The sequence below is a fragment of the Sutcliffiella halmapala genome (genome assembly GCF_050107295.1).
Lineage (GTDB): Bacteria > Bacillota > Bacilli > Bacillales > Bacillaceae_I > Sutcliffiella_A > Sutcliffiella_A halmapala_A.
The window spans coordinates 259,730-286,204 of sequence record NZ_JBNIKR010000006.1 but is presented as its reverse complement, the minus strand read 5'-3'; the positions used below and the strand labels follow the sequence as shown (position 1 = coordinate 286,204).

At 40.2% G+C, this 26,475-nt stretch carries 24 protein-coding genes; 17 read left to right on the top strand and 7 right to left on the bottom strand.

Annotated elements, in window-relative coordinates; genetic code table 11:
- Positions 1 to 14: 14 nt before the first annotated feature.
- A complete protein-coding gene (locus ACQCT5_RS12515) occupies positions 15 to 545 on the bottom strand; it encodes a YceI family protein (protein ID WP_499642352.1) in 531 nt (176 codons plus the stop codon).
- Between the two features lie 199 nt (positions 546 to 744).
- Between ACQCT5_RS12515 and ACQCT5_RS12510 the strand changes: the two genes are divergently transcribed.
- Both ACQCT5_RS12510 and ACQCT5_RS12505 read left to right on the top strand, forming a co-directional pair.
- Positions 745 to 1,545 (top strand): S1C family serine protease, encoded by an 801-nt coding sequence (locus ACQCT5_RS12510; protein ID WP_499642351.1) that lies wholly within the window; start codon positions 745 to 747, stop codon positions 1,543 to 1,545.
- Positions 1,546 to 1,587: 42 nt separating this feature from the next.
- Entirely contained in the window at positions 1,588 to 4,170 is a 2,583-nt protein-coding gene (locus ACQCT5_RS12505; protein ID WP_499642350.1) for a helicase-related protein, read from the top strand.
- A 17-nt stretch (positions 4,171 to 4,187) separates the two neighbouring features.
- Here the strand turns inward: ACQCT5_RS12505 and ACQCT5_RS12500 are convergent, their stop codons facing one another.
- Positions 4,188 to 4,775 (bottom strand): CBO0543 family protein, encoded by a 588-nt coding sequence (locus ACQCT5_RS12500; protein ID WP_499642349.1) that lies wholly within the window; start codon positions 4,773 to 4,775, stop codon positions 4,188 to 4,190.
- Between the two features lie 214 nt (positions 4,776 to 4,989).
- On the opposite strand from ACQCT5_RS12500, the gene ACQCT5_RS12495 reads away from it, so the two are divergent.
- A complete protein-coding gene (locus ACQCT5_RS12495; RefSeq protein ID WP_499642348.1) occupies positions 4,990 to 7,521 on the top strand; it encodes a DUF8426 domain-containing protein in 2,532 nt (843 codons plus the stop codon).
- 56 nt (positions 7,522 to 7,577) lie between these two features.
- Here the strand turns inward: ACQCT5_RS12495 and lsrB are convergent, their stop codons facing one another.
- The 4 genes from lsrB to ACQCT5_RS12475 are packed head-to-tail and all read right to left on the bottom strand — an operon-like array spanning position 7,578 to position 12,164.
- Positions 7,578 to 8,618: an autoinducer 2 ABC transporter substrate-binding protein LsrB gene (gene lsrB, locus ACQCT5_RS12490; RefSeq protein ID WP_499642347.1), complete on the bottom strand. Its 1,041-nt coding sequence runs from the start codon at positions 8,616 to 8,618 to the stop codon at positions 7,578 to 7,580.
- A 12-nt stretch (positions 8,619 to 8,630) separates the two neighbouring features.
- Positions 8,631 to 9,626: an ABC transporter permease gene (locus tag ACQCT5_RS12485; protein WP_499642346.1), complete on the bottom strand. Its 996-nt coding sequence runs from the start codon at positions 9,624 to 9,626 to the stop codon at positions 8,631 to 8,633.
- Complete coding sequence (locus ACQCT5_RS12480) at positions 9,613 to 10,659, bottom strand: ABC transporter permease (RefSeq protein WP_499642345.1); 1,047 nt, start codon at positions 10,657 to 10,659, stop codon at positions 9,613 to 9,615. The genes ACQCT5_RS12485 and ACQCT5_RS12480 overlap by 14 nt, the downstream gene beginning before the upstream one ends.
- Complete coding sequence (locus ACQCT5_RS12475; RefSeq protein ID WP_499642344.1) at positions 10,656 to 12,164, bottom strand: sugar ABC transporter ATP-binding protein; 1,509 nt, start codon at positions 12,162 to 12,164, stop codon at positions 10,656 to 10,658. Before ACQCT5_RS12475 ends, ACQCT5_RS12480 begins: the two co-directional genes overlap by 4 nt.
- Before the next feature lie 264 nt (positions 12,165 to 12,428).
- On the opposite strand from ACQCT5_RS12475, the gene ACQCT5_RS12470 reads away from it, so the two are divergent.
- Genes ACQCT5_RS12470 through lsrF form a run of 4 tightly spaced genes read left to right on the top strand, consistent with a single transcriptional unit; the run spans position 12,429 to position 16,123 of the window.
- On the top strand, positions 12,429 to 13,373 hold the full coding sequence (locus ACQCT5_RS12470) for a sugar-binding transcriptional regulator (protein ID WP_499642342.1): 945 nt from the start codon (positions 12,429 to 12,431) through the stop codon (positions 13,371 to 13,373).
- A 1-nt stretch (position 13,374) separates the two neighbouring features.
- Positions 13,375 to 14,934 (top strand): autoinducer-2 kinase, encoded by a 1,560-nt coding sequence (gene lsrK / locus ACQCT5_RS12465; RefSeq protein ID WP_499642340.1) that lies wholly within the window; start codon positions 13,375 to 13,377, stop codon positions 14,932 to 14,934.
- Between the two features lie 24 nt (positions 14,935 to 14,958).
- Positions 14,959 to 15,312 (top strand): cupin domain-containing protein, encoded by a 354-nt coding sequence (locus tag ACQCT5_RS12460; RefSeq protein ID WP_499642338.1) that lies wholly within the window; start codon positions 14,959 to 14,961, stop codon positions 15,310 to 15,312.
- Positions 15,313 to 15,334: 22 nt separating this feature from the next.
- Entirely contained in the window at positions 15,335 to 16,123 is a 789-nt protein-coding gene (gene lsrF, locus ACQCT5_RS12455; protein WP_499642337.1) for a 3-hydroxy-5-phosphonooxypentane-2,4-dione thiolase, read from the top strand.
- Between the two features lie 69 nt (positions 16,124 to 16,192).
- On the opposite strand, the gene ACQCT5_RS12450 is transcribed toward lsrF, so the two are convergent.
- A complete protein-coding gene (locus ACQCT5_RS12450) occupies positions 16,193 to 17,524 on the bottom strand; it encodes a GDSL-type esterase/lipase family protein (RefSeq protein WP_499642335.1) in 1,332 nt (443 codons plus the stop codon).
- 363 nt (positions 17,525 to 17,887) lie between these two features.
- Between ACQCT5_RS12450 and ACQCT5_RS12445 the strand changes: the two genes are divergently transcribed.
- The 10 genes from ACQCT5_RS12445 (at position 17,888) to ACQCT5_RS12400 (ending at position 26,041) form a co-directional block, all read left to right on the top strand.
- Complete coding sequence (locus ACQCT5_RS12445) at positions 17,888 to 19,630, top strand: carbon starvation CstA family protein (RefSeq protein ID WP_499642333.1); 1,743 nt, start codon at positions 17,888 to 17,890, stop codon at positions 19,628 to 19,630.
- Positions 19,631 to 19,694: 64 nt separating this feature from the next.
- The gene (locus ACQCT5_RS12440) at positions 19,695 to 19,958 is read left to right on the top strand and encodes a cory-CC-star protein (RefSeq protein WP_499642331.1); all 264 of its coding nucleotides are present in this window, start codon (positions 19,695 to 19,697) and stop codon (positions 19,956 to 19,958) included.
- 10 nt (positions 19,959 to 19,968) lie between these two features.
- Complete coding sequence (locus tag ACQCT5_RS12435) at positions 19,969 to 20,916, top strand: ArsA family ATPase (RefSeq protein WP_499642329.1); 948 nt, start codon at positions 19,969 to 19,971, stop codon at positions 20,914 to 20,916.
- 74 nt (positions 20,917 to 20,990) lie between these two features.
- Positions 20,991 to 21,473: a hypothetical protein gene (locus ACQCT5_RS12430; RefSeq protein WP_499642327.1), complete on the top strand. Its 483-nt coding sequence runs from the start codon at positions 20,991 to 20,993 to the stop codon at positions 21,471 to 21,473.
- Entirely contained in the window at positions 21,470 to 22,009 is a 540-nt protein-coding gene (locus ACQCT5_RS12425) for a hypothetical protein (RefSeq protein WP_499642325.1), read from the top strand. Before ACQCT5_RS12430 ends, ACQCT5_RS12425 begins: the two co-directional genes overlap by 4 nt.
- Before the next feature lie 41 nt (positions 22,010 to 22,050).
- The gene (locus ACQCT5_RS12420) at positions 22,051 to 22,965 is read left to right on the top strand and encodes a CBASS cGAMP-activated phospholipase (RefSeq protein WP_499642323.1); all 915 of its coding nucleotides are present in this window, start codon (positions 22,051 to 22,053) and stop codon (positions 22,963 to 22,965) included.
- Positions 22,966 to 23,053: 88 nt separating this feature from the next.
- Complete coding sequence (gene speD / locus ACQCT5_RS12415; protein ID WP_499642321.1) at positions 23,054 to 23,875, top strand: adenosylmethionine decarboxylase; 822 nt, start codon at positions 23,054 to 23,056, stop codon at positions 23,873 to 23,875.
- A gap of 132 nt (positions 23,876 to 24,007) precedes the next feature.
- Complete coding sequence (locus tag ACQCT5_RS12410; RefSeq protein WP_499642319.1) at positions 24,008 to 24,280, top strand: EthD family reductase; 273 nt, start codon at positions 24,008 to 24,010, stop codon at positions 24,278 to 24,280.
- A 189-nt stretch (positions 24,281 to 24,469) separates the two neighbouring features.
- Entirely contained in the window at positions 24,470 to 25,588 is a 1,119-nt protein-coding gene (locus ACQCT5_RS12405; RefSeq protein WP_499642317.1) for an NAD(P)/FAD-dependent oxidoreductase, read from the top strand.
- 78 nt (positions 25,589 to 25,666) lie between these two features.
- Complete coding sequence (locus ACQCT5_RS12400) at positions 25,667 to 26,041, top strand: nucleotide excision repair endonuclease (protein ID WP_499642315.1); 375 nt, start codon at positions 25,667 to 25,669, stop codon at positions 26,039 to 26,041.
- The last annotated feature ends 434 nt before the right edge of the window (positions 26,042 to 26,475 follow it).

Sequence of the window (26,475 nt, the reverse complement as noted above, 5' to 3'; positions counted from 1 at the left end):
CATTGTCCTATTAATTAGCCTTTAGCAGCTTGAAGTTGAAGTTCCACTTTAATTTGGTCCCCAACAAGTACGCCGCCAGCTTCTAGTGGTGCATTCCATGTTAGGCCATAATCACTGCGCTTGAGTTTGCCTGAAACAGCAAATCCTGCTTTTTCATTTCCCCAAGGATCTAATCCGGTACCCTCAAAGGTCACAGCAAAGGTTTCAGGTTTTGTTGTACCGCGAAGGGTCAATTCGCCTGTAATATTATATTCATTGTCATCCGTTTTTTCGATGTTTGTTGATTTGAATGTCATTTTCGGGTGGTTTTCAACGTCAAAGAAGTCTGCTGAACGCAAGTGAGCGTCGCGGTCATCGTTGCGAGTATCAATGCTCGCTACATCTATCGTAAACTCTATATCCCCTGTTGTTAAATCTGTAGGATCCGCTACAATTGTCGCGTCAAATTCCTGAAAAGCCCCCTTTACTGTTGCGAACATCATGTGTTTCACAGAAAAATCCACTGAACTGTGTGCTTTGTCTACATTCCAATTTGTTTTTGCCATTAATTATTCCTCCTAATTTCCCTTGGTTTTAATTATCTTTAATTCAAGATTTATAACTTCAAGATAAATTATATGCTCTGTTGGATATATTGTCAACAATGTTTTTCCTTAAATTAACTTCAAAAAAAGTGTATATTTAATATATTGTATTTGGCATAGTTTGAGTCATAGCCAATTAAGCGTGGAAGAGGGTGATTAGATGAAAAGAGAGGAAGAAGAGGATTACATAAAGAGAAATCAGGATTTTGAGGAACCACCTCTAGAAGATTTTTTAGTGAATGAGGATGATATCAGAAGAAAAGAAGAAACATCAAAGAAAAAGAAAAAAATGATTAAACTTGTAAGTCTGATCATTATCCTGGTTTTGTCCGTTAATGTCTGGGGAATATTCCCGAAGCTATTTAACCTCCCATCCATACAATTTTTATTAAAATCAAAGGAATTATCAAATGATATTAGGATAGAAGAATGGAAAAAGGCTGTCGTTTCGATAAACGGTAATGGAATTAAAGGAACAGGTTTCAACATCGATCCATCTGGAAGAATCCTTACAAATTCTCATGTTGTTGAAGAGATGGATTCGATCATGGTAACTTTCCCTGATGGCCAACCTTTTTCAGCAGACGTTATCTCTGACTACCCGGAATATGATTTTGCCCTACTGGAAATAAAAGGTGACAGCCTTCCTACTTTAGATTTATATAGATCAACCGATCAGGAAGAGGTTGGCAAACATATCTATATCATCGGAAATCCCCTTGCCCATTCTTTCATTGTGATGGAAGGGGAGACTGCAGGATTATACCATAGTAGCCTTCCTAAACCGGTTCTACTTTTAGATGCTCCCATTCAATCCGGCAATAGTGGAAGTCCCGTGATTAATGAGGATGGTGAGGTGATTGGGGTCGTCTATGCCAGTATAGAAAAAATAAAGAACAATCAAAGATTCGGACTTGCCATACCTATTGAAAATATCATCCAAGAACTTGACATAGACTAACATGCAGTCTCTGAAATACTTGGCCAAGAAGGGAGACTTCCAATGAATCAATTAAATATCTTGTATCCGATAGCTGTAGATCAAACAAAATATAAAATTCAGGAAGACATTCAGCAATTTTTGGAAACAAAAGAAGAACTGCCGACATTTCAGGAGTATTTAGAAGAACGAGGCCATTATATTCAACAAATTTGGATAAATGTCTGGTTGAATAAGGTGACAAATGATGTGGCCAGAAAAGAAAAAAAGGCTTTCCTAAGTGAACGCGGCTATGAGGTGGAAGGGGTAGACAGAAAGCTTATTAACCAGCTGTTTCGTAATGAAATGCGTGAATACCAGCCTTTTGCGGCCCTGGAATGGGTAAGAGGGTTGGAAAAGGATAACTCCCTGGCTTGGGAACAGCAATATAAGAAGGCAAGGACCCTTTTTGAACAAAGGATCAAAGAAAAGCGGGCACAGTCTGAGCGGGAAGAGGTTGTCAATGCCTTGGAACTCCAAGCCCATCAAATAGTGGAAAAAAGCCAGCATGAATACTACCTGATTGTAAGGAATTTTGTTGCCGATAAACTTGATACCGATTTACATGAAGCTATTAAGTTTGAGGAGGTTGATACGTATAAGCTCGAGGAGCTGTTATTGGAGGCAGGACCCTTCAACCCGAAGGATTATTCCACAGTCGCTTCCTTTTTCACAGAGCTGACCGGAGCTGTACACAAAACCTACCATTACGGAGAACGCTATTTCGAATATGAAACGTATTATTTTAAATATGAAAAGCGGATAACGGATTTCCTGTTCGGAGTTATTCCTGAAAAGGTCCTGAAAGTGTTGGATACAGAAATTTTAAAAAGATATGAAGATGTAATGGGCGAGAGAGTTAATCCATCAAAGCTCAGAAAGATGTTGGCAAATGCCCTTCATTTAATCATTCATAGCTATATGGAAGAAGTACAGGAGGAATATGTTTCTGATTTGCTGGCATTAGTGCCTATTCCTTACGAAAAGGCAGTCCATCAGAGCATTTATGAACACGACGTTCTGGAACGTGAGCAAAGAAAGGCAGCAGAACTGGCGGAAATCGAGCGAAAAAAACAAGAAGAAGAACGGATGCTAGACGATATTTTCGGCAGGGAATATATCCCTTCGGCAGACAGGGACATCCGTTATATTCTTCACGTCGGAGAAACAAATACAGGGAAAACATACCAGGCACTTAAAAAAATGCAGGAAGCGGAAAGTGGTTTATATCTTGCTCCGCTCCGTCTCCTGGCTCTCGAAGTATATGACGTCCTGAATGCAGGCGGGATTCCATGTTCACTGAAGACAGGAGAAGAGGAAAAAATTGAACCGGGAGCCAGCCACATCTCTTCCACGGTTGAAATGTTTCACGAAAAGGATTTTTATGAAGTGGTAGTGATTGACGAAGCTCAAATGATAGCAGACAAGGACCGTGGTTTCTCCTGGTATAAGGCCATAACTAAAGCTAATGCCAAGGAAGTCCATATCATTGGCAGCTATAACATGCAATCCATGATCCTACAGCTTCTGGGGGAAGTTGATGTGGAAGTCCACCGTTATAGTCGGGATACTCCGCTGCAGGTGGAGTCCAGGATTTTCACTCTGTCTGATGCGAAGAAAGGAGATGCCCTTGTTTGCTTTTCCCGAAAAAAAGTGTTGGAAACCGCATCAGCACTTCAGCAAAGAGGTTTTTCCGTCAGTATGATATATGGAAGCATGCCACCAGAGACAAGGAAAAAGCAGATGCAAAACTTCATAAAAGGGGAAACATCTGTCATCATTGCAACAGACGCAATCGGGATGGGACTGAACCTGCCGATCAGAAGAATTGTTTTTCTTCAAAATGATAAATTTGATGGTATAAGAAGAAGGCGTCTAACTTCACAGGAAGTGAAACAGATAGCAGGGAGGGCAGGAAGAAAAGGCCTCTACGATATCGGGAAAGTGGCTTTTACGAATGATATCCCTGCAATGGCTCAGCTTCTTGAAAAAAAAGATCAAGAGGTTCACACCTTTGCAGTTGCTCCAACAAGTTCCGTTTTGGAGAGATTTCAGAAATATTCCAGAAGGCTAGGCACATTCTTTGAATTATGGGAGAAATTCGAAAGTCCGGAAGGCACTGAGAAAGCATCCCTTTCAGAAGAACAGTATTTATATGAAACAATTAAAGATACTGAAATTGAAGCCCGTCTTTCAGTCAATGATCTTTATGGATTTCTGCATCTCCCATTTTCAACGAAAGAGCAGGTATTGGTGAACCAGTGGCAGGAAACGATGTTTGCAATCGTACATGGCACGGAATTGCCAGAACCATTTATGAGAAAAGGTAGCCTGGAGGATGGAGAACTATCCTATAAGGCGGTTGGGCTGCATCTTTTGTTTCTTTATCGCCTGGATAGGAGGACGGAAGCGACCTATTGGGAGCGCGTCCGCGAAAGCTTCAGCGATGAGGTACATGAACGATTAAAAACGGATGTAAAAACTTTGACCAAACAATGCAGGAATTGCGGAGAAAAGCTTTCCAAGGACTTTAAGTACGGAGTTTGCGATCGTTGTCATTTTAATAAAATATATCGTAAGCATAGAAACTTAAAAAAATCCCCATGAAAATGAAAAGTTGATTCCTATTTGGAGTCAACTTTTTTTCTGGATTTTTTTTCAAAGGAGAGAAACAGGTTGGTCAACCATTTGGCAAGACAGAATATCACAATATAGAAAAGAAACAGAAAAAATGGGTTGACCCATTTATGCCAAATTATCAAATCAAAATATAAGAGAATCGGCTTAAAAAGAAAGGCTAGCACCGTTGATGATAAAAGGGAATATATATAATAATTCTTTTTATTCTTCAATGTCCATTGATATAGAAGCATAAAAATAACCGGAATCAAAGAAACATCCAGGCCGAAATTGACAGGAATGAAAGGAATTCCCTGATATGGATACGTCAATAACCCATACCTAACCAGTGCAGTATCGAAATAGGTAAAAATGATATGCACTGCAAAACCATAAAAACCAAAATGAAATGCCTTACTTCGATCAATTTTGAACCAAAGTATGATTAAGGGAAGCAAGAGAAATAATAGGTTCACCCAAAATTGCCAAGTTTCCAAAGAAGAATACTGTTGCCAGTATTCAATCCATCCATTTGAAACCTCTTCTTGTTGAGAAGTCAATTTTCTTATGGTTTCAATTTGATTTTTGGTCATAACGAAGTCACCCTTTTTGTTTTTGCTTATTCTTTTCTATAACATGATAATAATGCATATTACCAATATTAAGTTTAAAGTAAGACCACAAATGTACAGTCAGTTTCAAGCAAGCCAATGAATGGAAAATTAGTTCCCTTCAATTATTTCGAATGATTTACTTTCACTCTAATAAATTATAGGAAGAGACTATATTTATTGAGGAGAGAATTTTATGGCGTATTGGATCTTCCAGGGAAGCCCCTCCCATTTTGACTCATTTAAAGAATATACAACTATGTGGCCAATCCAATCAGCCTATCACGCAATGAAAGTACTCAAAGGGGATAGATTTTTCTTTGTTCAATCGGATAAGAGGGAAGTTGGGAACAACGCAATCATAGGTTTAGGAGAGGCTGCGGCAGATGCAGTATTAGAAGAAGAACAGTGGAAGATTTCATTTCATATCGAAGAGAAGAGAATGGTTGAAACCGAAAAAGTACTTTTTCTACATGAATTGAGTCAAGTACCTGTTGTAAAGAATCTTGAGCTTTTTAAAATAAAGGATAAAGAAATGTACGTTTTAACGGAAACAGAATTTAATCTGCTACATACCTTATGGCTCTCTCCCCAACTAATTAAAATCAAATCAAAAAACCCACAAATTGACAAATATCTATTTTTGTTCCAGCATTCAACTAGAGACAAATTCGAAAACGTACACAAGGCTGAAAAAAGATTTCAATTTTTTAAGCAGTTCAGCATCAAGGAATTTTTAGAGACGCTGCAATTGAAGGAAATACAAAAACTAAAGGAATTTCTACCTTCCTTTCAATTGCCATATTACCACGAGATGGTCTTATTCCATAATCCAGTGGAGCGGTATAGGGCCAGTTTACTATACCTTATATTTGGTGAGGATTCTCTAGAGCAGCGCATGGAGGCGCTGATAACGGATGACAGATATAAATTGAAGTGGTTTGGGGCAAATGCCATATGTGATCTTATCTCACATATTTTTCCGGAAACGTATTGCAGTTTTTCTCCTACCCGTTTAAAGGCCATGCAACTCATTCAAGAGATGTCTACTAAGGAGGAGGAAAAGGGGAGTTTCGCTAAAAATTTCATGTCCTATCAACATACTATTTCTCATAGTGGAATAATGGAAAAATATGAGGATATTGTAGGCGCTCAAACTGGATTACCGCTCCTATATGAAGTAGGTTGCTTTTTGGATTTTGTTTATGAAGAATTCAACTTGAAGAATTCCATCGAAACAGCACAAAAGAAAAGTGCCGCCACACCCAAAAACTATTGGATGTTTTCTTTGGATAAAGAATACCTCCCGTGGGAGCAATTAAGAAAAGAATCGATCCTCTTTTTGGAAAGTCATGGTTTAGGAGATTTTCTTCAATACAAAAGCAAAAAGGAAATGGAAGAAGCCTTAAAGGCAAATAAAAACATTCCACAAACTAGCACATACGATGCTCAAGTTTATTTTCAATTTAGCCACGAAATGCAAGTAGGAGATTTTGTCTTTGTGAAAAGTGGCCCGCATCGGATTATTGCACTTGGCATCATCGCTTCACACTATTGCTTTCATGATTCGCAAAGCGTACTCAAGTCATTTAGAAAAATGAAGTGGTTGGCAATAGGGTGCTGGGAAGTTAAAGGACATTTTATATTTACAAAAACCTTAACCAAAATTACTTCATATGAAGATTTTGTCACGTATCTCCTTGATTTGCTTTCAAAGGATTACCGTCCAATTGCAAACGGGGAGAGAGAAGAGATGGAAGTCTTGGACAAAATGGATGAAACATCTGAAAGAACAACTGATAAGGATAACTCTCGTAAATTTCAAACCTTACAGCCTGTAAAATCCTTAAATAATGCCTCACTAAACTATACACTAGATGAGTTCTTAGAAGAAGCATTCATTTCTGAAGAAAGAGCTATAGACATACTGGACGCTCTGGATACTAAAAAGAATATCATTCTTCAGGGGCCTCCGGGAGTGGGAAAAACCTTTCTTTCAAAAAGATTAGCGTATGCTCACATGAAAAGTATGGATGATAATAAAATTGTGATGATCCATTTTCACGAAGAATTTCAATATGAAGATATAATGCTTGGAGCCAGACCTAACAAAAGAGGACTCTATATCATCAAAGAAGGAATATTTTATCAGTTTTGCCAAAAGGCATTTGATGATCCTGAAAATAACTATTATTTCATTGTTGACGATATTCATCGTGGAAACTTCATTCATGTGCTAGGGGAGGCACTTTTTCTAATCGAGGCGGATAAAAGGCATCATAGGTATGCAGTAACACTTGCAAAAAATGTGAAAGAGACCAGCTTTTTTGTCCCTAAAAACGTATATATTATCTGTACTCAAAGTCCGGAATTCCCGACGGATCCCACGTTTCGCAGGAGATTTGCCACTATTAAGGTGGAACCTGCCTTTGGATCCGTAAAATTTCAATCCTTCCTTTTAAATAGAGGGCTAAGCGCATCATTTGTGGAACAGTTTGTTCTGTTGATGACGCAGATTAATAACAAACTGAAACAGAATCATAGGAAGAAAAAGGGTTGCTTTCAGATTGGTCATAGCTATTTCTGCACTTCTGCAGAACTAGTGCAGGATGAACAGAAATGGTTTGAGCAAATTGTTCAATTTGAAATCGGTCCTGTTTTATCAGATTATTTGGGGAATGAGAAGGATAAGTGGGAAGATTTTATAGGAGAATTAAGAGAAGAGTGAATCATCAAAAAAGGACGGCTGCGAACCATTCGCTATCCGTCCTTTTTTATTAATATTTAGAAATCATAATCATCGATATTATCCTTCGTAAATACCACACGCTCAGGAAGAAGAATGATTCCGCTATCTTCCGCTTCATAGTCATACCCCTGGATGGAGTTCGGTTCAATTTTCACTTTTCCGATATCCGGAACTTCAAATTCGTCTCCAACCTTCAGCTCTTTTCCTTCAACCGTCATAAGATAGGCCACATAAGCCGCTAAGGCACCCTGCTTTTTCACATCCCACAGACCGAATTGCTTGACCGTGTCTCGCTTTACATAGTCTCTCATAACATTTGGTGTAGAGAAACCTGTGATCACAACTTCGCCGTCCTTACCAAGATTCTCTGCTGCCTGAGCCATGGCAGGCAGGGCGGTTGCGTCTGGACAGATGATGGCATCTATATCCTGATAGGTTTGAAGAATGCTTTCCCCGACGGATAATGATTTTTGAGCATCATTTTCTCCAAACTGGGTGGTCACAATTTCCCAGCCAGGATAGTCTGCTGCAATGATTTCCTTCGCTTTCGTTACCCATTGATTTTGGTCGGTAACGGTTGGGCTGGAATAGAAGAACGCCACTTTTCCTGTATCACCAATCTGGTCGGAAGTCATTTTGATGAGCAATTCTGCCAGCTGTTCCGGGGTTCCTTGATTGATATAGAAGGACCGATCCTCCGGATTCACATCGGAATCCCATGTCAAAATTTTCACGTCTTTATCCTTGGCTCTCTTTAACGCCTGGCTCAGACCATCAACAGAGACGGAAGAAATCATCAAGGCATCATAGCCCTGATTCACGAAATTGTTGATGTATTGAACCTGGCCTGCAACAGTCGCTTCACTTGGACCATCATATTTCAATTCCACTTCCAGAGAATCTGCCATTTCTTTTGCACCTTGCCCCCCGGATGTGAAGAATCCTACTCCTGTCAGCTTAGGGATGAAGGCAAGCTTCACATCATCTTTACTTTTCTCCCCATTGTTGCACGCCATCAGGAAGCTGCCTAAAACCAGAATAATAATGAATATACCGACTAATTTAATTCGTGACATGTGATATCCCCCTTATTTCTTTTCTAGAAGATGTTTATTTTTTCTGATGCTTGTGAATAGAAGATTCAGTGAATGCCAATTGGAGTATTTCAAAATTACAGCAAGAATCAAGATTGTGCCTATCACGACACTGATGTATGAACTCGAAAGCCCAAGCATCTGGAGACCATATTGCATGATTCCGATGAAAATACAAGCAATCGCTGTTCCTAATACACTTCCTTTACCGCCGAAAATGCTCGTTCCTCCCAGAACTACCGCTGTAATAACAGGCAGGACCGCTTCAGAACCAAGATCCGATCTGGCGGAACTGAAATAGGATGTTAAGATGATTCCTCCGATACCACCTCCAAGGCCGGATAGCATATACGTACTCATGACCGTCCACTTGATAGGAATGCCACTGTACCGTGAAGCTTTTATGTTGATCCCCACCAGGAACACGTTTCTTCCATAACGTGTGTAATGGAGTAGAATCCCGAAGAATATAACACTTCCAACAATCAGCCAGATCGGATTCGGCAGGTTCAGGAATTGACCGTTGGCGATATCCACAAAGGAGGAAGGAAAACCGCTGATGCCTTCATAACCTGAGGCACTCGATCCACCAGAGATCACCAGACCTACTCCTGAAAACAAAAACATGCCGCCTAACGTTACTACCAAAGGCTGAACATTTGAAAAAGCAACTAAACTTCCATTTATTCCGCCTGCAATGACCGCAATGAAAAGTGCCAACAGGAGGGCAATCCAGATAGAGATTCCGTTCATCCATAGGACACCAAGAACGATGGAAGTGAGACCCATAATGGATCCGATAGAGACGTCGATGCCACCAGTAATTATGACAAATGTCAATGGTATGGCAGCAAGCGCGATATAGGAAAAGTCATTCATGCTATATAAAAGATTATTAAATTGCAGGAAACCGGGAGAGAGCATTCCGAACAAGAAACATTCAACTAGTATGAGCAAGAGAAGAATGCCCTCCCATTTACGTAAGATCATTAAGCTCTTTTTCAGAATCACCACCCCCATTGATTATGGATTTGTCTGCTAATCTTTTATGATGTTCCCGTTTTTTTAAGCTCTGACTTTTAATGATAGATTGAAATTTCGAGTCGCCAATGACAATCAATAAAAGCAATAAGCCAAAAATGGCATTGTTCCAGTATGCAGGTATTTTTAAATAGATTAAGGAATTTGTAATGGTTGTCAGAAAGAGTGCACCAAGCCCAGCACCAAGGACGGTTCCTAACCCACCGGTTAAACTGACACCACCAAGAACAGCAGCTGCAATAACCTGCAGCTCTATGCCTGTTCCGGTTTGATTGGGAACAAATCCGATATTCATAACAAATATCAAACCGGCTATGGCAGCAGATATCCCAGAAATAATGAATGCCAATACGGTTACTTTCTGTACAGGAATACCTACAAGACTCGCGCCGTCCTTGTTATCTCCAACCGCAAAGAAGTATCGGCCAAATCGAGATTTAGTAAGCCAGACATGCGCGAACACCAACAGTAGTAGGACAATCCAGACAGAGAGGTTGATTCCCATAAGCTTGAGATTTGCCAACTTTTTATAGTAGTTCGGGATATTTTCAATCCACATGCCTTTGGTATAAATCAGCATGATTCCTCTGATTACACCAAGCATCCCAAGTGTCATAATGATCGAAGGAACCTTCAGATAAGATACCCCGATGCCATTCACCAATCCAACCAGACAGCCCACGAAAAGTACAACAGGAAGAACAATCCAAAGTTCCACACCCGAAGTTAAAAGAACCCCGCATACTGCTGCTGACAATCCCATGGAGGATCCTACCGATACATCTATATTTGAGGTGAACAGCACAAAAGCCTGGCCAACTGCCAAAACAAGGAGAATGACACTTGCTTTTATTAACAGGGAAAATGAGTCCCTGGAGAAAAAATCAGTATTGATGCTGCTTACAAAGAGGACGTAAACAAATAATAATAAGACTATTGAGATCTCCCTGGCCCTGAGTATCCGCAAGAATAGAGGGCTCATTTATGAATCACCTCACTATTTACTCCAAATGCATATGCAGCGATAGTATCAGGTGATAGCTCTTCTTTTTGCATGGTCTTTACAAGCTTTCCTTCATAGAGGATGACGACCCTTTCGCTAAGGCTGACAATTTCTTCGATGTCAGACGAAATGAGAAGAACTGCCAACCCCTGCTGACTTAATAGATGGATAATATGATAGATGTCTTTTCTGGCATTGGCATCAATTCCACGAGTAGGTTCATCGAAAATAATTACTTTGGGATCGGCAGCAAGGCATCTTGAAAGCACTACTTTTTGCTGATTTCCACCTGATAGGTCTTCCAAAAGCTGAAGAGTGGAAGTAGCTTTTATTTGAAATTTCGAGACATAATCCGACGCAAGGGAGCTTTCTTTACTAAAAGGCAAAAATACTTTACTGAGGCGATGAAGGATGGTGGAGGATATATTGCTTTGAATAGAAGTAAGAGAGAAGATGCCATGTTTATGCCTGTCCTCAGGTACATAGATTAAACCTTTATCAATCCTTTTCCTTATGGGTAAGTTGCCGATCTCTTCATTATTTAAGTTGATTGAACCGCCTGAGGGTTTGGATATTCCAGCAATGGTCTCAGCAAGTTCTGTCCGTCCAGCACCAACCACTCCTGCAATTCCTAATATTTCTCCAGGTGAAAGGGAGAGGGAAATATCTTCGAATCCTCGTCCTGTCAGGTTGGTGACTTCCAATATGCTGGTTGCCTTTTGCCCTTTTGCGTAACTATGGAAATCACCTGCAATCAATTCAGCTCCCGTATTTTCGGGCAGTAAACTGGCTAAAAGCTTTTCATACGTAAATTCTTTAACATGTCCTTGAGCGGAAATGACTCCATCACGCAAGACGGAAATTTTATCTGCCATCTGGAAAATCTCTCCAAATCGATGAGTGATGTAGAATATTCCGATTCCATCTCGTTTCAGATGATTGATTGTGGAAAAAAGGGAGTCGATTTCACCAAATGTAAGAGTAGAGGTAGGTTCGTCAAAAATTAAAATGTCCGCCTCCCTGACAAGCCCTCGAATGATCTCCACCAACTGTTTCTCCGCAATGGATAATGACAGAGCTGTTTCTTGAAGGCTCAGCTTCCAACCCAGCTTTGAAGTAAGATCTTTGATTTTGTTCTGCAATATGTTTTTTTTCCCAGGGATACCTATGAGAATGTTCTCTTCAACCGTCATATTGGGAAAGATGAGAGGTTCCTGTGGCACAAGGTATATTCCATGTTGATGTGCTTCATGTGTGGACGAAAATTGTATCGTTTTTCCTTTGACGATAATCCTGCCGCTATCCGCTTTATATAAACCGGTAATTATTTTCATCAAAGTGGATTTACCAGCTCCATTTCCACCAACTATGGCATGGACCTCTCCACTAGCCAAGGATAAAGAGACTCCTCTTAGTACTTGATTTCCTGAAAATTTCTTAGTTATTGCTTCCACTTGCAGAAGTGGATCGGATTTGCCAGTCATTATTGCCTTCACCACCTTCATCGGGGTTCAAATGGAATTTAAGCGCTTTCAATTGAACAAATAAAGCCGCACTCATAATTTGTTCAAGTGTCTTTGCATGCTTGTTATTTATTTACACAGCAGATATAGCATTTATTCCAGCAACTTCATTATTTTTTCCAAAAGATTTTTTTCAGTTCTTTTATAAAATCATGATGGATATATTGGTCATAAAGCACGAACATTAGTTTACATGGCGCACATTTGTTGAGGAGTGTACAGCAGATGATACAGGATAAGTTTACCGAAAACCTTCTAATAAAAGTTGCATGGTATTACTATAAGGACAATTTGACCCAACAAGAAATTGCTAAAGCTTTGGAGATTTCACGTACAAAGGTGGTAAGACTACTCGAGCGGGCCAGAATGGAGGGCGTTGTCCAGTTCAATATTAAAGGGATGGGAACGAATTGCTTAAGCATGGAGAAAGAATTCAAAGAGGCTTTTTCATTGGCAAATGCTTTTATCGTTCCGACACCTCCCAATATGGAGGATTTGAGTGATAGTCTATCAAGGGCAGCTTCACAATATTTGCATCACAAGCTCCAGCCGGATGACTTGATAGGACTCGGTTGGGGTAAAGCGGTTTCCCGTACCATCGACTATTTGACATTGGATCCCAGCTTAAATGTAGGTGTCGTCACATTGACAGGCGGGGTCAACTATTATCTCCATAATCGAAGTTCCAACGATAGAGGGATGGAGAAATTCCACCATATATCCGTTATTCCGGCACCTTTCCTTGCTTCATCGGAAGAGATGGCGGAAAGCTTTTTGTCGGAGCCTTCCATCAAGGAAATTCTGGAGCTTGGCACCCTATCCAAGTACATTTTGGTAGGGATAGGTGGGGTATCTCCTGACGCCACAATCATCCAGGAAGAAAAAATGACACTGAATGAACTTACTTTTATCAAGCAGCAGCATGCAGTCGGAGACATACTGGGACAATTTTATGATCGGGAAGGAAAAGTGATTGCACTGCCTCACCATAACAGATTAATAGGATTGAATATTAACAGATTGAAAGAAATGAACAATGTCCTTGCAGTTGCCGGAGGGGATAAAAAGGTTGATGCCATTTATGGAGCTTTAAAGGGTGGCTATATTCATACATTAGTAACAGATGAAACGACTGCAAGAGCATTAATGAAAATGGAGGTGAACGTATAGCATGGAATACGTATTGGCTTTTGATGCAGGAACAGGGAGTATTAGAGCCGTCTTATTTGATCGTAACGGAAAACAAATAGGTGTGTCGCAAAAAGAATGGAACCACCTTTCAGAAGAGGATGTTCCGGGATCGATGAACTTTGATACCGTTTACAATTGGAATCTGGTCATTCAATGTGTCAAAGAAGTGTTGCAGGACACAGGTATCTTTTCATCAGAAATAAAAGCAGTAAGTGCAACAAGTATGAGGGAAGGGCTTGTCTTATACGACCGGAACGGCCAGGAAATCTGGGCATGTGCCAATGTTGACGCAAGAGCGGGAGAAGAGGTTTCGGACTTAAAATTGATGGATGAAAAATTGGAAATGGAATTGTATGCCGAGTCCGGTCAGACTTTTGCGCTTGGTGCCATCCCGCGCCTGTTGTGGTTAAAAAGGCATAAACCTGAAATCTACGAGGCAACCACTTTTATAACGATGATAAACGATTGGATACTCTATAGATTGTCAGGCGTCCTTCAAGTGGATCCATCCAATGGGTGTACGAGTGGAATTTTTGATCTTGAGACAAGACAGTGGCAAAAACAAATAGCTACAAGATGTGGAATCAAAGATACTTTCTTTCCTAAGGTACATGAAGCAGGAACTGTTATAGGAAAAATCTCAAAGGAAGCAGCATCTCTAACTGGATTAAGCCCGGAAACACTGGTTGTTTCAGGTGGAGGGGATGCACAGATGGCATCAGTGGGTGTTGGTGCCATTGAGACAAACCAGACAGTCGTCTCCGGAGGGTCATTTTGGCAACAAGAGGTGAACGTGGAAAAACCATATTTTGATCCCAAAGGCAGGCTAAGAGTAAATTGTCATGCAGTAGATGGACAATGGCAATTGGAAGCCATTGCATTTTTCCCGGGACTTGTTATGCGTTGGTTCAGGGATGCCTTTTGCGAGAAGGAAGTGGAAGAGGCAAAAATAACCGGCAGGGATGCCTATGAAATATTGGAAGAGAAAGCCAAACTCGTACCTGCTGGATCTAACGGGATCATTCCTATATTCTCAGATGTCATGAATTATATATCCTGGCGCCATGCAGCACCATCCTTCATTAACCTCAGCATCGATCCTCAAAAGACCGGAAAAATGGAAATGTTCAAATCACTCCAGGAAAACGCAGCACTTATTACTCTAGGAAACTTAAAGCTAATAGAAGAGGTAACCGGTCACTATCCGGAAGAAGTAATATTTGCAGGAGGAGCTTCCAAGGGGAGATTGTGGAGCCAGATCCTTGCCGATGTTCTTGGTGTCCCGGTAAAAGTGCCTGTGATAAAAGAAGCCGCCGCACTGGGTACCGCTTTATATGCAGCTATTGGAGCAGGAATCTATTCATCTATCAAGGATGGAGTAGATCAAGTTGTCGTTTGGGAGCGTACCTTCCAGCCAAGAATGGCCAATCATCAGGAATATGCAAAAATCTATGAGAATTGGCGGAGGGTGTATGAAGCACAGCTGAAACTTGCTGATAGGGGGTTAACAGCACATATGTGGAAGGCACCAGGATTATAGAGACGAGCGAAAGGAGGGATAAACATGAAGAAGGTGAATGAAAATGATTTTGAATATCGTTTTGGTGATAACGGTCCCAAATATTTGACAAAAGGCCCGAATGTGGATGTCGGAGTTGTCGTATTGAAGCCTGGTCAGGATTTCCCCAACCATTATCATACCGAGTGCGAGGAGATTTTCTACATTTTAGAAGGAAAGATTGATTTCTATATTAATAGTGAAAGGGTGGAAGCGAAACCGGGAGATATGATCCAATGCAGTCCCGGCGACTCCCACTATCTGATTAATCAGTCCAGTGAACTTTTTAAAGCTGTCTTCATCAAATCACCGCATATAGGAAAGAATGACTCAGTTGTCATCAATAAACCACAAATATAGATTTAAGAAGGAGTGAAGTGCAATGACATGGGGTTTTAAAAACAGACTAAATAAAATACTTCCAAATGGAAGGGCAGTTATGCTTGCGATAGATCATGGATATTTTCTAGGGCCGATATCCGGTCTCGAAAAGCCGGGGGAAACAGTCAAGAACCTTCTACCATATACGGATTCCTTATACCTGACCAGAGGTACCCTTGCTGCATGCATACCCGAAGATACAGAAAAGCCGATGGTGCTCAGAGTATCAGGTGGGCCTACAGTGTTGAATGATCTGTCCAACGAAACCATCGTCACTTCTATGAAAGAGGCAGTCCGCCACAATGTTGTGGGAGTAGGAGTTTCCGTTTTTGTAGGGTCGAAATACGAAACACAGACAATAACCAATCTCGCCCACGTGGTAAGTGAAGCGCATGATTTCGGCATCCCTGTCCTGGGAATAACGGCAGTGGGGAAGGAGCTTGAAAAAAGGGATACCAGATTTCTGGCACTTGCATCCCGGGTGACGGCTGAAATGGGAGCAGATATTGTAAAAACCTATTACTGCGAAAATTTTGAACAGGTAACAAGTAAATGTCCTGTCCCGATTGTCATAGCAGGAGGGCCAAAGTTCGATACAATTAAGGAAGCGCTGGAAATCACCTACAATGCCATGAGGCAGGGAGCAGCGGGAGTGGATATGGGGCGGAACATCTGGCAATCCGAGCAGCCGGAAGCAATGATTAAGGCCATTCATGCCATAGTCAAGAAAAACTACAATGTCAAGGAAGCATTGGAGCTATATGAATCTTCCGCAAAGGTGAAGGCCTGATCTGAGGAGATGTATATAATCATAAAAATGATAAAAGCCCCCATTTGAGTTCAATTGGGGGCTACTGCTTTATTTATTCACCTTTCGACTTCTGATTCTCGAAGTCAACATTACAGAGAAACCTACCACAAGCATCCCTGACCCCATAACCAGATAGTTATAAGAGTTGGTAGCTGTATTCGGAAGCTTATTACCATTTGTCGGCTTTTTCGTTTCCTCTTTAACTGGTGGTTTCTCTTCCTTAGGTTCTTCTTTTAAAGGAGGCTTTTCTTCTTCAACCGGGGGCTCTTCCTCTTCCACAGGGGGCTCCTCTTCCTCTACCGGCGGTTCTTCCTCTTCGACTGGCGGAGCTTTGATATTTTCAATGGTGAACTCCAATAGAACAAATTCTTCATAGGATTCTACATAGACGGTGTACGTTCCATTCTCGGTGACTGTAAAAGAGAAGGTTTCCATACTGATTTCATTGCCTTCACCGATGAAATTTTCCTCTGTCAAACCAGATCCCTTGAGCCACTTGAGTGCAGTAACATAGTCATTTTTGTTGGTTTCGATAAAGACTTCAATTGGACCTTCTGTTTCTTCTTCATCAGAAACCGATAATTCCACTTCCAAGGACGGGACCTCTTCTTCTGGATAGAGAATCGCCAATTGTTGATCAGCTAATCCCGCAAGAACTTCGTGACCAACTTGGTTAGGGTGAATGTCACCAGGGATGACAAGGTTCATTTGATTTCCAGAAAACGCACTATAGGAATCTATAATATAGGTCTCTGAGATTGCTACCATTGGATTAATAACCGTTTGATTTACAGTCTTTGAAATCGCCTCGCCAAAAATATGTATCGAGCCAGCGAACGGATCTTGACTTACAGCAAAAGGGTTATAAATATTGTATAAAAAGATTGGGGCATCAGTCTGTTGTCGAATAGTTTGAAGGATAACACCTAAATTACTTCCCAGTTTCTGAGCGGCAACTGTTGCTTTCTGCATAAGTTCCAATTTCTTCGCTTCGTCAATCGGAACACCAGAAGCTAAAATCTCAGAGAATTCCACTGCTTGTAGTAGATCGTTACTTCCAATATTCAAAGTAATTAGATCCGCACTTTCCAATGTCATTAACACTTCTTCATTCATACCAGCCAAAAGGACATCTGATGTTAACCCGGGTTTACTCAGATTAAGAACATTTGGATATCCCCCTGCTATTAGATTTGGAAAAGCTAAACTGGAAGGAATAGAGTTATCACCAGACAAGTTATATCCATAAGGAATGGAATCACCCAACGCAACAATCGTTGGTGGTTCTTCCGCATCGCCCTCCGCAAAAACAGAGGTGGAAGCAAAAACATTAAATACTAGCAAAATAGTAAACAATAAAGAAAAACGATTAATCTTCAACCATAGTCCCCCTTAAAAGTAAAATTTTTCATGAATCTATCATATTATAAGTTCTTTATATAGAATAAACAATATGAAATTAAGGACTAAATTATCATTTTAATAAGAGAGTTTTCCTAGAATAGTATCGAAGGAAATAAACCATATTCCCTATAAATAAAACAATTTCAAATATATTTTATCAGTATATAAATTCTCACCGAAAGCTCCGACATAATTCTCAATTAAGAATTCCCATCAATTAAATAGCACCTAGTCCTAACTACAGTTCCTATTTATTAAGAATTTTCTGAAATTATTATTGACAACGCTTTCATAGATTGGTTACGATTCTCTTGTATACATATTTAAGGGGGGATATGGGTGAATTCCATATGGTTGGCGATTATTGGGGGTTTTGTGTTTGCTGTGGGTTATCGTTATTATTCTAAGTTCATCGCAGAAAAGATTTATCGCTTGGATCCGAATTATGTTACACCTGCCCATCGATATGAGGATGGGGTGGACTTTGTACCAACTAAGAAAGTGGTTCTATGGGGACATCATTTTTCCTCGGTGGCAGGAGCTTCACCGATACTTGGACCTGCCATAGCCGTTTACTGGGGATGGGGACCAGCATTCCTATGGGTAGTCCTTGGGACTGTATTTGCTGCAGGAGTTCATGACTTTGGCACACTTGTCCTATCAGTTCGCAACAAAGGACAATCGATCGGTACCATAACTGATCGTCTCATTGGAAAGCGCGCGAAAATGCTGTTTCTTTTTATCATTTTGATTCTTGTGTTAATGGTAAACGCTGTTTTTGCTTGGGTCATTTCCAATCTATTCATTAAATTCCCGGCATCTGTACTGCCAATCTTTATAGAAATTCCTATTGCAATTTGGATTGGTTATGCCGTCTACAAAAGAAAAGCTAAAATGCTTATTCCGTCTATCATCGCATTAGCAATTATGTATGGTACAGCTGTATTGACGAGTAAAGTACCAGCCTTACAGATTGATCTGGTGCGTTATTTCGGGGGAGCGGATAACACTGTCATGTTTGGTCTGGACGCAGTTTCCATGTCTTTCTTTGTATGGATTATCATTCTCCTTATTTATTGCTATTTCGCTTCCACATTACCAGTCTGGAAGCTTTTACAGCCGCGTGATTACATTAACTCACACCAATTAGTCGTAGGGTTGATCATGCTCTATGCAGGCTTAGTATTTTTACGTCCAGAGTTGACGGCACCTATGACAAATGAGGTAAGTGATGTGTCCTGGTTTCCGCTGCTCTTTATAACTATTGCTTGTGGAGCCATATCAGGATTCCATGGATTGGTTGCTTCCGGTACAACGTCCAAGCAATTGGACAAAGAGACTGATGCAAGATTTGTTGGTTATCTCGGCTCAGTGGGGGAAGGGATCTTAGCCTTAATTTCCATCATTGCAGTAGCTACCTTGTTTGCAAACGCAGCAGACTTCAGAGCGGCCTATTCCGATTTTGGTGCTGCAAGCTTGGGTGGAATGGGGAACTTCATTAATGGTGCATCCCAGCTGGCAACTGGCATACTTATACCTGCTGATATAGCAAGGACCATTGTAACGGTTATCGTTGTAAGTTTTGCTGCAACCAGCTTGGATACATCACTTAGATTGATGAGATATATCATTGCAGAAATTGGTAGTGAATATAACTTCAAACCATTAACCAATATGCATGTTGCTACATCTATTGCTGTAGTGTCTAGCGCTGCACTAGTACTTCTTCCCAAGGGACCGAATGGCTTTGGATCTGGTGGTTACCTGTTATGGCCTTTATTCGGAACAAGTAATCAACTGTTGGCAGGAATAAGCTTACTTCTGATATCCATATGGTTGAAAAGGCAGGGACGAAACTTCTTCTTCACCTTCGTACCAATGGTTTTCATCTTCGTAATGACCTTGTGGGCCATGATCAAACAAGTTGTTTTCCAATGGTCCGGTCTCGGAGAACCTGATGCTAATATGCTCTTGTTCATTCTTGGCGGAATTATCCTGGCATTCGTATTCTGGATCATTCTGGAAGCCTTCAAGGCATTTACAAGCAAAGATCAAACACCACCAATCGATCCTTCCATGTAAAAAGAATAAGAGGATGATCGTTTTCATGGTCATCCTCGTTTTCATTTCAGAAAGGAGCTTTAGTATGGACTTTCTTGAGTTATTAAAAAAAGTGGCTTCTACCTATGATGAAATTTTGCAACAGCCCCATCGAACAGAAATAGCAAGGGAACTGCGTGATGAAGAAGATCTATTCACACTATTATGTTTTTCGGAAATGCTGGGACTTCCAAACCCTGCGTTTTACTTTACACTCGAGCTTTATCCCCTTGTCATTGAACGGTTTCATGATTGGCATTTGCGGATGGGGATGGAAAAGTCTCCATTGAACGGAATCCGATGCTGCTAGGAGGAGAATTATGGAGAATACACATAAGAAAGTAATGTTTGTTGGAGGGAAGGGCGGTGTGGGAAAATCAACAACCGCTTCTGCCATTGCACTTAAATTGTCAAATGAGCATAAAAAAGTGTTACTGGTTTCTACAGACCCGGCTCATAATGTAGGTGATATCTTTCATGTATGTCTGAAAGATACTACTTTGAGGATAAACGACCATCTGTCCCTGTTCGAAATCAACCCCCAGACTGAATCAAAACGATACATATCCGAAGTGAAAAACAATATTAAAGGACTAGTGAAGGCCACTATGCTAAATGAGGTATACCGCCAGATTGATTTGGCAAGCGCAACACCCGGTGCAGATGAGGCGGCCCTTTTTGATAAAATCACCTCTATCATACTCGATGAATTAAATAACTACGACCATATCATCTTTGACACAGCGCCAACAGGGCATACCATCCGATTGTTGACGCTGCCGGAACTGATGAATGTTTGGATCAGCGGGCTGTTGGAAAAGAGAAGAAAGGTCCAGGACAATTACACCCAATTGCTTAATGATGGTGAGCCGATTGAGGATCCCATATTTGAGAAATTACAGGCCAGAAAACAGAAATTTGCAAAAGTCCGGGATGTGCTGCTCGATTCAGCCATCACAGAATACACATTTGTTCTGAACGCTGAGCGTCTGCCCATCATTGAAACAGAAAAAGCCATAGCTGTTTTGGAGAAAAACGATATCCTTGTATCAACAATCATTGTTAACAAAGTCATTCCTTCCCATGCAGACGGTAATTTCATGAAGAACCGGCGTGATAATGAGGCGCAATATCTGCAGCAGATAACACATAAATTCCAAAAGCAGGAAATAATTCATATTCCCTTGTTTGAACATGATATTTCATCAATCAAACATTTGGAAGCATACGCTGATGTACTTGGAGGTCTCACTATTAATAGCAAGTGATTTGCCAGGAAAGTATGAATCGTAACTCCTTAGTTATACTAAAAGTGAAATGTCACAACTTAGGAGTTACGCTCATGATTTTAGCTTTTTCCATCACTGTTGCCGTTTCCTTCCTCATATTATTCTTTTTTCGCCTCTACAGAAGAAGGTTTACTGCCTTTCAACTGGTATTGTTATTTCTTCTGACTTCCTACCTCTGTCAAAATACCTATTATAAATTATTTTCGCCATATGACCGGATAAGCATCTCGGATAGTCTATGGGCTAAAATCTCTATAAAGCTGCATTTCGGTATCATTTTGCCTGTTTTGTTAATAGGGATAATATACTTGTCAATATCGAAAAACGCACTGACCAAATCTTTCAGTATTATCGGCTGGGCTGCATTTATAGTAGCCAGTGAAAGATTCTATCTATCCATGGGAATTATGGAACAAAAGGGTGAGCACTGGTATCCGGTAATTGATATTGTATTTGCTTTTATTGTCGTATTCATTACCTTTATCATAAAGAAGTATTTAAACCGATTGTTAATGAGAGAAAGGTTGCAGACATGAAAAACATGTATTCAAAAGTCATGGATCCAATTTTACCGAAGCAATTTGATGCGAATGAAATATATACAATTGTTATCACCATTTTCGTACTTTGTTTACTCTTCTACTTGCTGAAAAGAGAGAGGCATTTGTCAGCAGTCGAGGTTTTCTCTGTATATTTGTTCAACCTTTTTCTTACTACTACACTAGAATCCCTTTTTGCAGAACATCCCTTGGATTTATACGATACGATTGATTACGCCCATGCAGAGATTTTTGATGTAATCCTGCAGACATTGGTATATCCTCCGCCTATTGTCATTGCAATCTACTTTTACTCGAAATATAAACCGAATTGGATTATCTACACTTTATGCTGGGGAATAATTCTTACTACTTTGGAACTGATATCCTTACAATTCAATCTTTTTCAATTCAAGAATTGGACATCCCTCTATTCCTTTTTCTTTTATATCTTTATCATGGCGCTGAATATACTTTTCTTCACCAAAGTGAGATCTATGACCAAATCTATACCACATAAGTATCGTCGATGAGGAAAAGATAACTTGTAAGACAAAAAGATAAGGTGAAAATAATGAAAATACTTTGCATTGATGGAGGAGGCATAAGGGGTGTTTTCGCCCTGGCTATTCTAAAGGCTATCGAAGATCAGTATAACAAGCCGATTTCGGAACTCTTTGATGTCGTTGCAGGTACAAGCACAGGTTCTGTCATTGCAGCTTCAGTATGCTTAAAAATGGAAATGAAAAAAGTATTGGAGAGCTATATAAGTTCTGGAGAGAAGATATTTTTCAGGCAAGCCAAAGTGGGGCTTTTTAAGAGCATCTACAGCGATAAAAATCTTAGAAAATTTTTAACTCAGGCTTTCGGTGAACGAACATTGGCTGACATATCTACCCCCTTATTGATACCTGCAGTTGACGTTACTCATGGAAGACCTTTTGTTCATCGATCCAATTATGGAAATACAGATACAAAGGATCTAACGATTAAACTTTGGGACGCAGTTTTATCTTCCTGTTCCGCACCCGTATACTTTCCACCAAACAACATCGGCAATCACTATTTATCAATCGACGGTGGACTATGGGCAAATAACCCATCGATGGTTTGTATTACTGAGGCTTTGGAGTATTTTAAACTTGGCCTTAATGAAATTAACATATTATCAATTGGTACTGGCCTTCAGAAAATTGATTTTACTATATCTGACAACAAATACTGGGGCGTAAAGCAATGGCTTCCTTTTCGTATTCCATCCATGAAGGTGACACCTAAACTGTTGGACCTTGCTTTGCAGTTGTCATCTGAATCCGTTACCTATCAGTGTAAGCAGCTGCTTGGCGGGAATTATCTCCGCATTAACAAAGAACTCGGTGGGGAGGTGCCTTTTGACGACATTACCTTCATGGATCAGTTAATAGAAGCAGGTAGAAAGGCCTTTATCGAACGAAAAGATGAGATAGCTGATTTTATTGACATGGACTAATTGTTTTTTTCCTAGGTGGAAGGGGTACTATAAAAATAATAAAAGCACTACCATATTCAGTGCTTAGGAAAAAAAGGGGGAAGTAACTTTGAAAATCACTCCAGAGCAGAGAATCACGCTTCATGAATTCAATAACCTCACTAAGTCGCTCAGCTTCAACATGTATGATATCTGCTATACAAAAACCAAGGAAGAGCGTGAGGCCTATATTGATTATATCGATGAACAGTATAATGCCGATCGATTGACAAAGATACTGACTACAGTTGCCGATCTGATTGGAGCGCATGTGCTAAATGTAGCCAAACAGGATTATGTGCCCCAGGGAGCGAGTGTGACTGTACTTGTTTCGGAAGGTCCTGTGGTGGAAGTGCCGAATGAATCGTATGAGGAGTCTCCAGGACCTCTACCTGATAATGTCGTAGTTCAGTTGGACAAAAGCCATATAACCGTTCATACCTATCCTGAGTACCACCCAGTAGAAGGAATAAGTACATTCCGCGCTGATATTGATGTTTCCACCTGTGGAGAGATATCTCCTCTGAAAGCTCTGAATTATCTCATCCATTCCTTTGAAACAGACATCATGACAATGGATTACCGTGTCCGTGGGTTTACACGGGATATCAACGGTAATAAGCTATTTATCGATCATGATATAAATTCGATACAAAACTACATACCAGAAGATGTGAAAAGTCTCTATGATATGATCGATGTCAATATATATCAGGAAAACATCTTTCACACCAAGTGTCGTCTCAAAGATTTTGATTTGAATAATTACCTGTTCGGCTTTTCAAAAGAATCCTTGGACGATGACGAGAGGTATAAAATCACTGAAAAGCTGACAAATGAGATGGATGAAATATTCTATGGAAAGAATATAAATTTCGGACATACCGACTAAAAATAAAAATTTCATCATCAAGCCTCCGCCTATTCTAGCGGGGCTTGTTTTTTGAATAAATAAGGATGTAGTAGTAATGACCTATTACTTTACAGAATAAATATAAATAGTAAAAAACAGGGAGGGGACACAATGGCAAAAATGATTGTAATCTATGAAAAGCCTCATGATGAGGAGGGATTTAATAATTACTATCAATCTGAACATATTCCATTGGTACAAAAAATGCAGGGACTTAAAGGAGCATCAATCCATAAGGTCTTACAGTCCATGCATACCGATCTGCATTTAAATCTCATAGCAGAACTTGAATTTAATAGTGTAGATTCTATTTTACAATCACTGGTTTCACCTGAGGGGCAGGCCGTACAACATGATGTGCAAAATTATGAAATACTTGAATAAACCACCGATTATCTCAATTGCAGAATAATAAGTAAGCGAGACAACTATTAAAAATGTAAAAGGTTGTCTCTTTTTATTTTCAAACAGATATAAAACAATTATTGGATCTAGGAAGGCTTCACTAGGAATTAAGCAATAATTGAGGCATAATAGCTTTTGTATACATATGCAAAGGAAAAGGTGTTAATTATGCAAAAGTTCGTTGTTATTGGCGGAGGTGTTCTTGGTGCCTCGACAGCCTATCACCTAGTGAAAGCTGGAGCGGATGTCACCCTCATAGACCGATCTGATAAAGGGCAGGCAACCGACGCAGCAGCAGGAATCATCTGTCCGTGGATTTCACAGAGGAGAAATAAGGCATGGTATGAACTAGTTAAGAACGGAGCACGATACTATCCAACACTCATTGAACTGCTTAAAGAGGATGGTGAAACCGAAACGGGCTATAGCCGGGTTGGGGCAATCAGTTTACATAAAGAAATAGAAAAGCTTGAAAAAATGGCGGAAAGAGCAAAAAAAAGACGAGTGAACGCGCCTGAGATAGGGGAAATCTCCATTCTTTCACATTTAGAAGCAAAAAAGCTTTTTCCCCCATTGGCAGAAGGGTATGGGGCAGTTTTTGTAAGTGGTGGGGCAAGGGTGAACGGCCGTGCTTTAAGAGACGCCTTGCTAAATGCTTCAAGAAAGATTGGCCTAAAAGTAATTCACGGAAATGCTGAAATTGTACATAACGAAAAGATAGTTTCAGGGGTTACCGTAAATGAGAATCTGTTATATGATGCTGACATGGTCATTGATACAGGAGGTGCCTGGTCCAGAAAGACGATTGAATCGCTTGGACTTCAATTTGAAGTGGTTCCGCAAAAAGCACAGATTGTCCACTTGGAACTGCAGGAAGAAGATACTGCCAAATGGCCGGTAGTAATGCCTCCTACCAATCAATACATCCTTGCCTTTGAAAACGGCCGGGTAGTAATAGGAGCTACTCACGAAGATAATACGGGTTTTGACACACGTGTAACTGCAGGCGGAATACATGAAATACTGGGAAAAGCATTTGATGTGGCACCTGGATTGGAGAATGGTACCCATATTGAAACACGAGTAGGATTTCGACCTTTCACCCCAGGATTCCTGCCAGTGATTGGACCCCTCCCTTCGTATGAAGGGATTCTTGTGGCGAATGGGATGGGTGCTTCAGGATTGACCAGCGGACCTTTTATGGGTGCAGAGTTGGCAAGACTCGCCCTTGGCAAGCCGACCGTTCTTGAGCCCATAAATTACCATGTTGGTGGAGCATTGTTGTAAGGACTCAAACAACTCATAGCTTTTCCACATGAGATGTGGTAACATTTAGCTCTACAAGAAAAGAGGACGTGACTAAACGTGATTAATATCAGCATACCTAAACCGAGCGTGTCCATTACGGAACGCCAACAAATAAGAAGAAATGACGAACCTATCATCACTCCTGTCTTCGGATTTATTGACCTGCATCAGATCCCAAGAGATAAAGCCGGGATTTTCATGTTCTTTAATATCAATGATGAACTGCTTTTTGTCGGCAAGGCAAGAAAGCTTCGTCAGCGTGTAAAGAAGCATTTGGAAGATAACGTATCTCCAATAAAGAACCACCGTGATGAAGTCTACCGAATTGACGTCTGCATCGTGGAAGATGCGATGGAGCGCGAGATTTATGAAACATACATCATTAACGAGCTCGAAGCAAAATATAACGTAGATAAAGTTTTCTATAAGTAATGAGAAGTCCTCTTCATTTTGAAGGGGACTTTTTATTAATTCATAAAATAACTACCATCTTTACATAACAGATAAGGAATTAACGGAATAATAAAACTGCTCTAGAAAGAACAAAATAGCTTACATAGTACTTCATTGAAATTAAAAGATTTGGTGGTTTGGAAATTGCAGAAAAAAAGAAGAAAACAAAAAAGTTTTGTACGATGGCTATTTGAGGAAATCAGAGATTCGATAATCTTATCCATCCTTTGGAACATCATTATATTTATTCCCAGAATGGTTATTCGCCTAGGGAAGCATTTATTATAAATCAAAGTAAAAGTCTAGCATAGTAGAAATGCTGGACTTTTTTTCATTTTAGGAAATAAACACCATTTTATAACTCAAAAGTGCATTATTATCCTATTTACTGGAATAATAACAAAAATATCCTA

What these genes read in the sequence shown, in the direction of transcription:
- ACQCT5_RS12505 (WP_499642350.1), top strand. Translation starts at nt 1,588, where the DNA reads ATGAATCAATTAAATATCTTGTATCCGATAGCTGTAGATCAAACAAAA.
- ACQCT5_RS12500 (WP_499642349.1), bottom strand. Translation starts at nt 4,775, where the DNA reads ATGACCAAAAATCAAATTGAAACCATAAGAAAATTGACTTCTCAACAA.
- ACQCT5_RS12515 (WP_499642352.1), bottom strand. Translation starts at nt 545, where the DNA reads ATGGCAAAAACAAATTGGAATGTAGACAAAGCACACAGTTCAGTGGAT.
- ACQCT5_RS12495 (WP_499642348.1), top strand. Translation starts at nt 4,990, where the DNA reads ATGGCGTATTGGATCTTCCAGGGAAGCCCCTCCCATTTTGACTCATTT.
- ACQCT5_RS12480 (WP_499642345.1), bottom strand. Translation starts at nt 10,659, where the DNA reads ATGAGCCCTCTATTCTTGCGGATACTCAGGGCCAGGGAGATCTCAATA.
- ACQCT5_RS12405 (WP_499642317.1), top strand. Translation starts at nt 24,470, where the DNA reads ATGCAAAAGTTCGTTGTTATTGGCGGAGGTGTTCTTGGTGCCTCGACA.
- ACQCT5_RS12485 (WP_499642346.1), bottom strand. Translation starts at nt 9,626, where the DNA reads ATGATCTTACGTAAATGGGAGGGCATTCTTCTCTTGCTCATACTAGTT.
- ACQCT5_RS12460 (WP_499642338.1), top strand. Translation starts at nt 14,959, where the DNA reads ATGAAGAAGGTGAATGAAAATGATTTTGAATATCGTTTTGGTGATAAC.
- lsrK (WP_499642340.1), top strand. Translation starts at nt 13,375, where the DNA reads ATGGAATACGTATTGGCTTTTGATGCAGGAACAGGGAGTATTAGAGCC.
- ACQCT5_RS12435 (WP_499642329.1), top strand. Translation starts at nt 19,969, where the DNA reads ATGGAGAATACACATAAGAAAGTAATGTTTGTTGGAGGGAAGGGCGGT.
- ACQCT5_RS12410 (WP_499642319.1), top strand. Translation starts at nt 24,008, where the DNA reads ATGGCAAAAATGATTGTAATCTATGAAAAGCCTCATGATGAGGAGGGA.
- ACQCT5_RS12430 (WP_499642327.1), top strand. Translation starts at nt 20,991, where the DNA reads ATGATTTTAGCTTTTTCCATCACTGTTGCCGTTTCCTTCCTCATATTA.
- ACQCT5_RS12440 (WP_499642331.1), top strand. Translation starts at nt 19,695, where the DNA reads ATGGACTTTCTTGAGTTATTAAAAAAAGTGGCTTCTACCTATGATGAA.
- ACQCT5_RS12425 (WP_499642325.1), top strand. Translation starts at nt 21,470, where the DNA reads ATGAAAAACATGTATTCAAAAGTCATGGATCCAATTTTACCGAAGCAA.
- ACQCT5_RS12470 (WP_499642342.1), top strand. Translation starts at nt 12,429, where the DNA reads ATGATACAGGATAAGTTTACCGAAAACCTTCTAATAAAAGTTGCATGG.
- ACQCT5_RS12475 (WP_499642344.1), bottom strand. Translation starts at nt 12,164, where the DNA reads ATGACTGGCAAATCCGATCCACTTCTGCAAGTGGAAGCAATAACTAAG.
- lsrF (WP_499642337.1), top strand. Translation starts at nt 15,335, where the DNA reads ATGACATGGGGTTTTAAAAACAGACTAAATAAAATACTTCCAAATGGA.
- lsrB (WP_499642347.1), bottom strand. Translation starts at nt 8,618, where the DNA reads ATGTCACGAATTAAATTAGTCGGTATATTCATTATTATTCTGGTTTTA.
- ACQCT5_RS12510 (WP_499642351.1), top strand. Translation starts at nt 745, where the DNA reads ATGAAAAGAGAGGAAGAAGAGGATTACATAAAGAGAAATCAGGATTTT.
- ACQCT5_RS12420 (WP_499642323.1), top strand. Translation starts at nt 22,051, where the DNA reads ATGAAAATACTTTGCATTGATGGAGGAGGCATAAGGGGTGTTTTCGCC.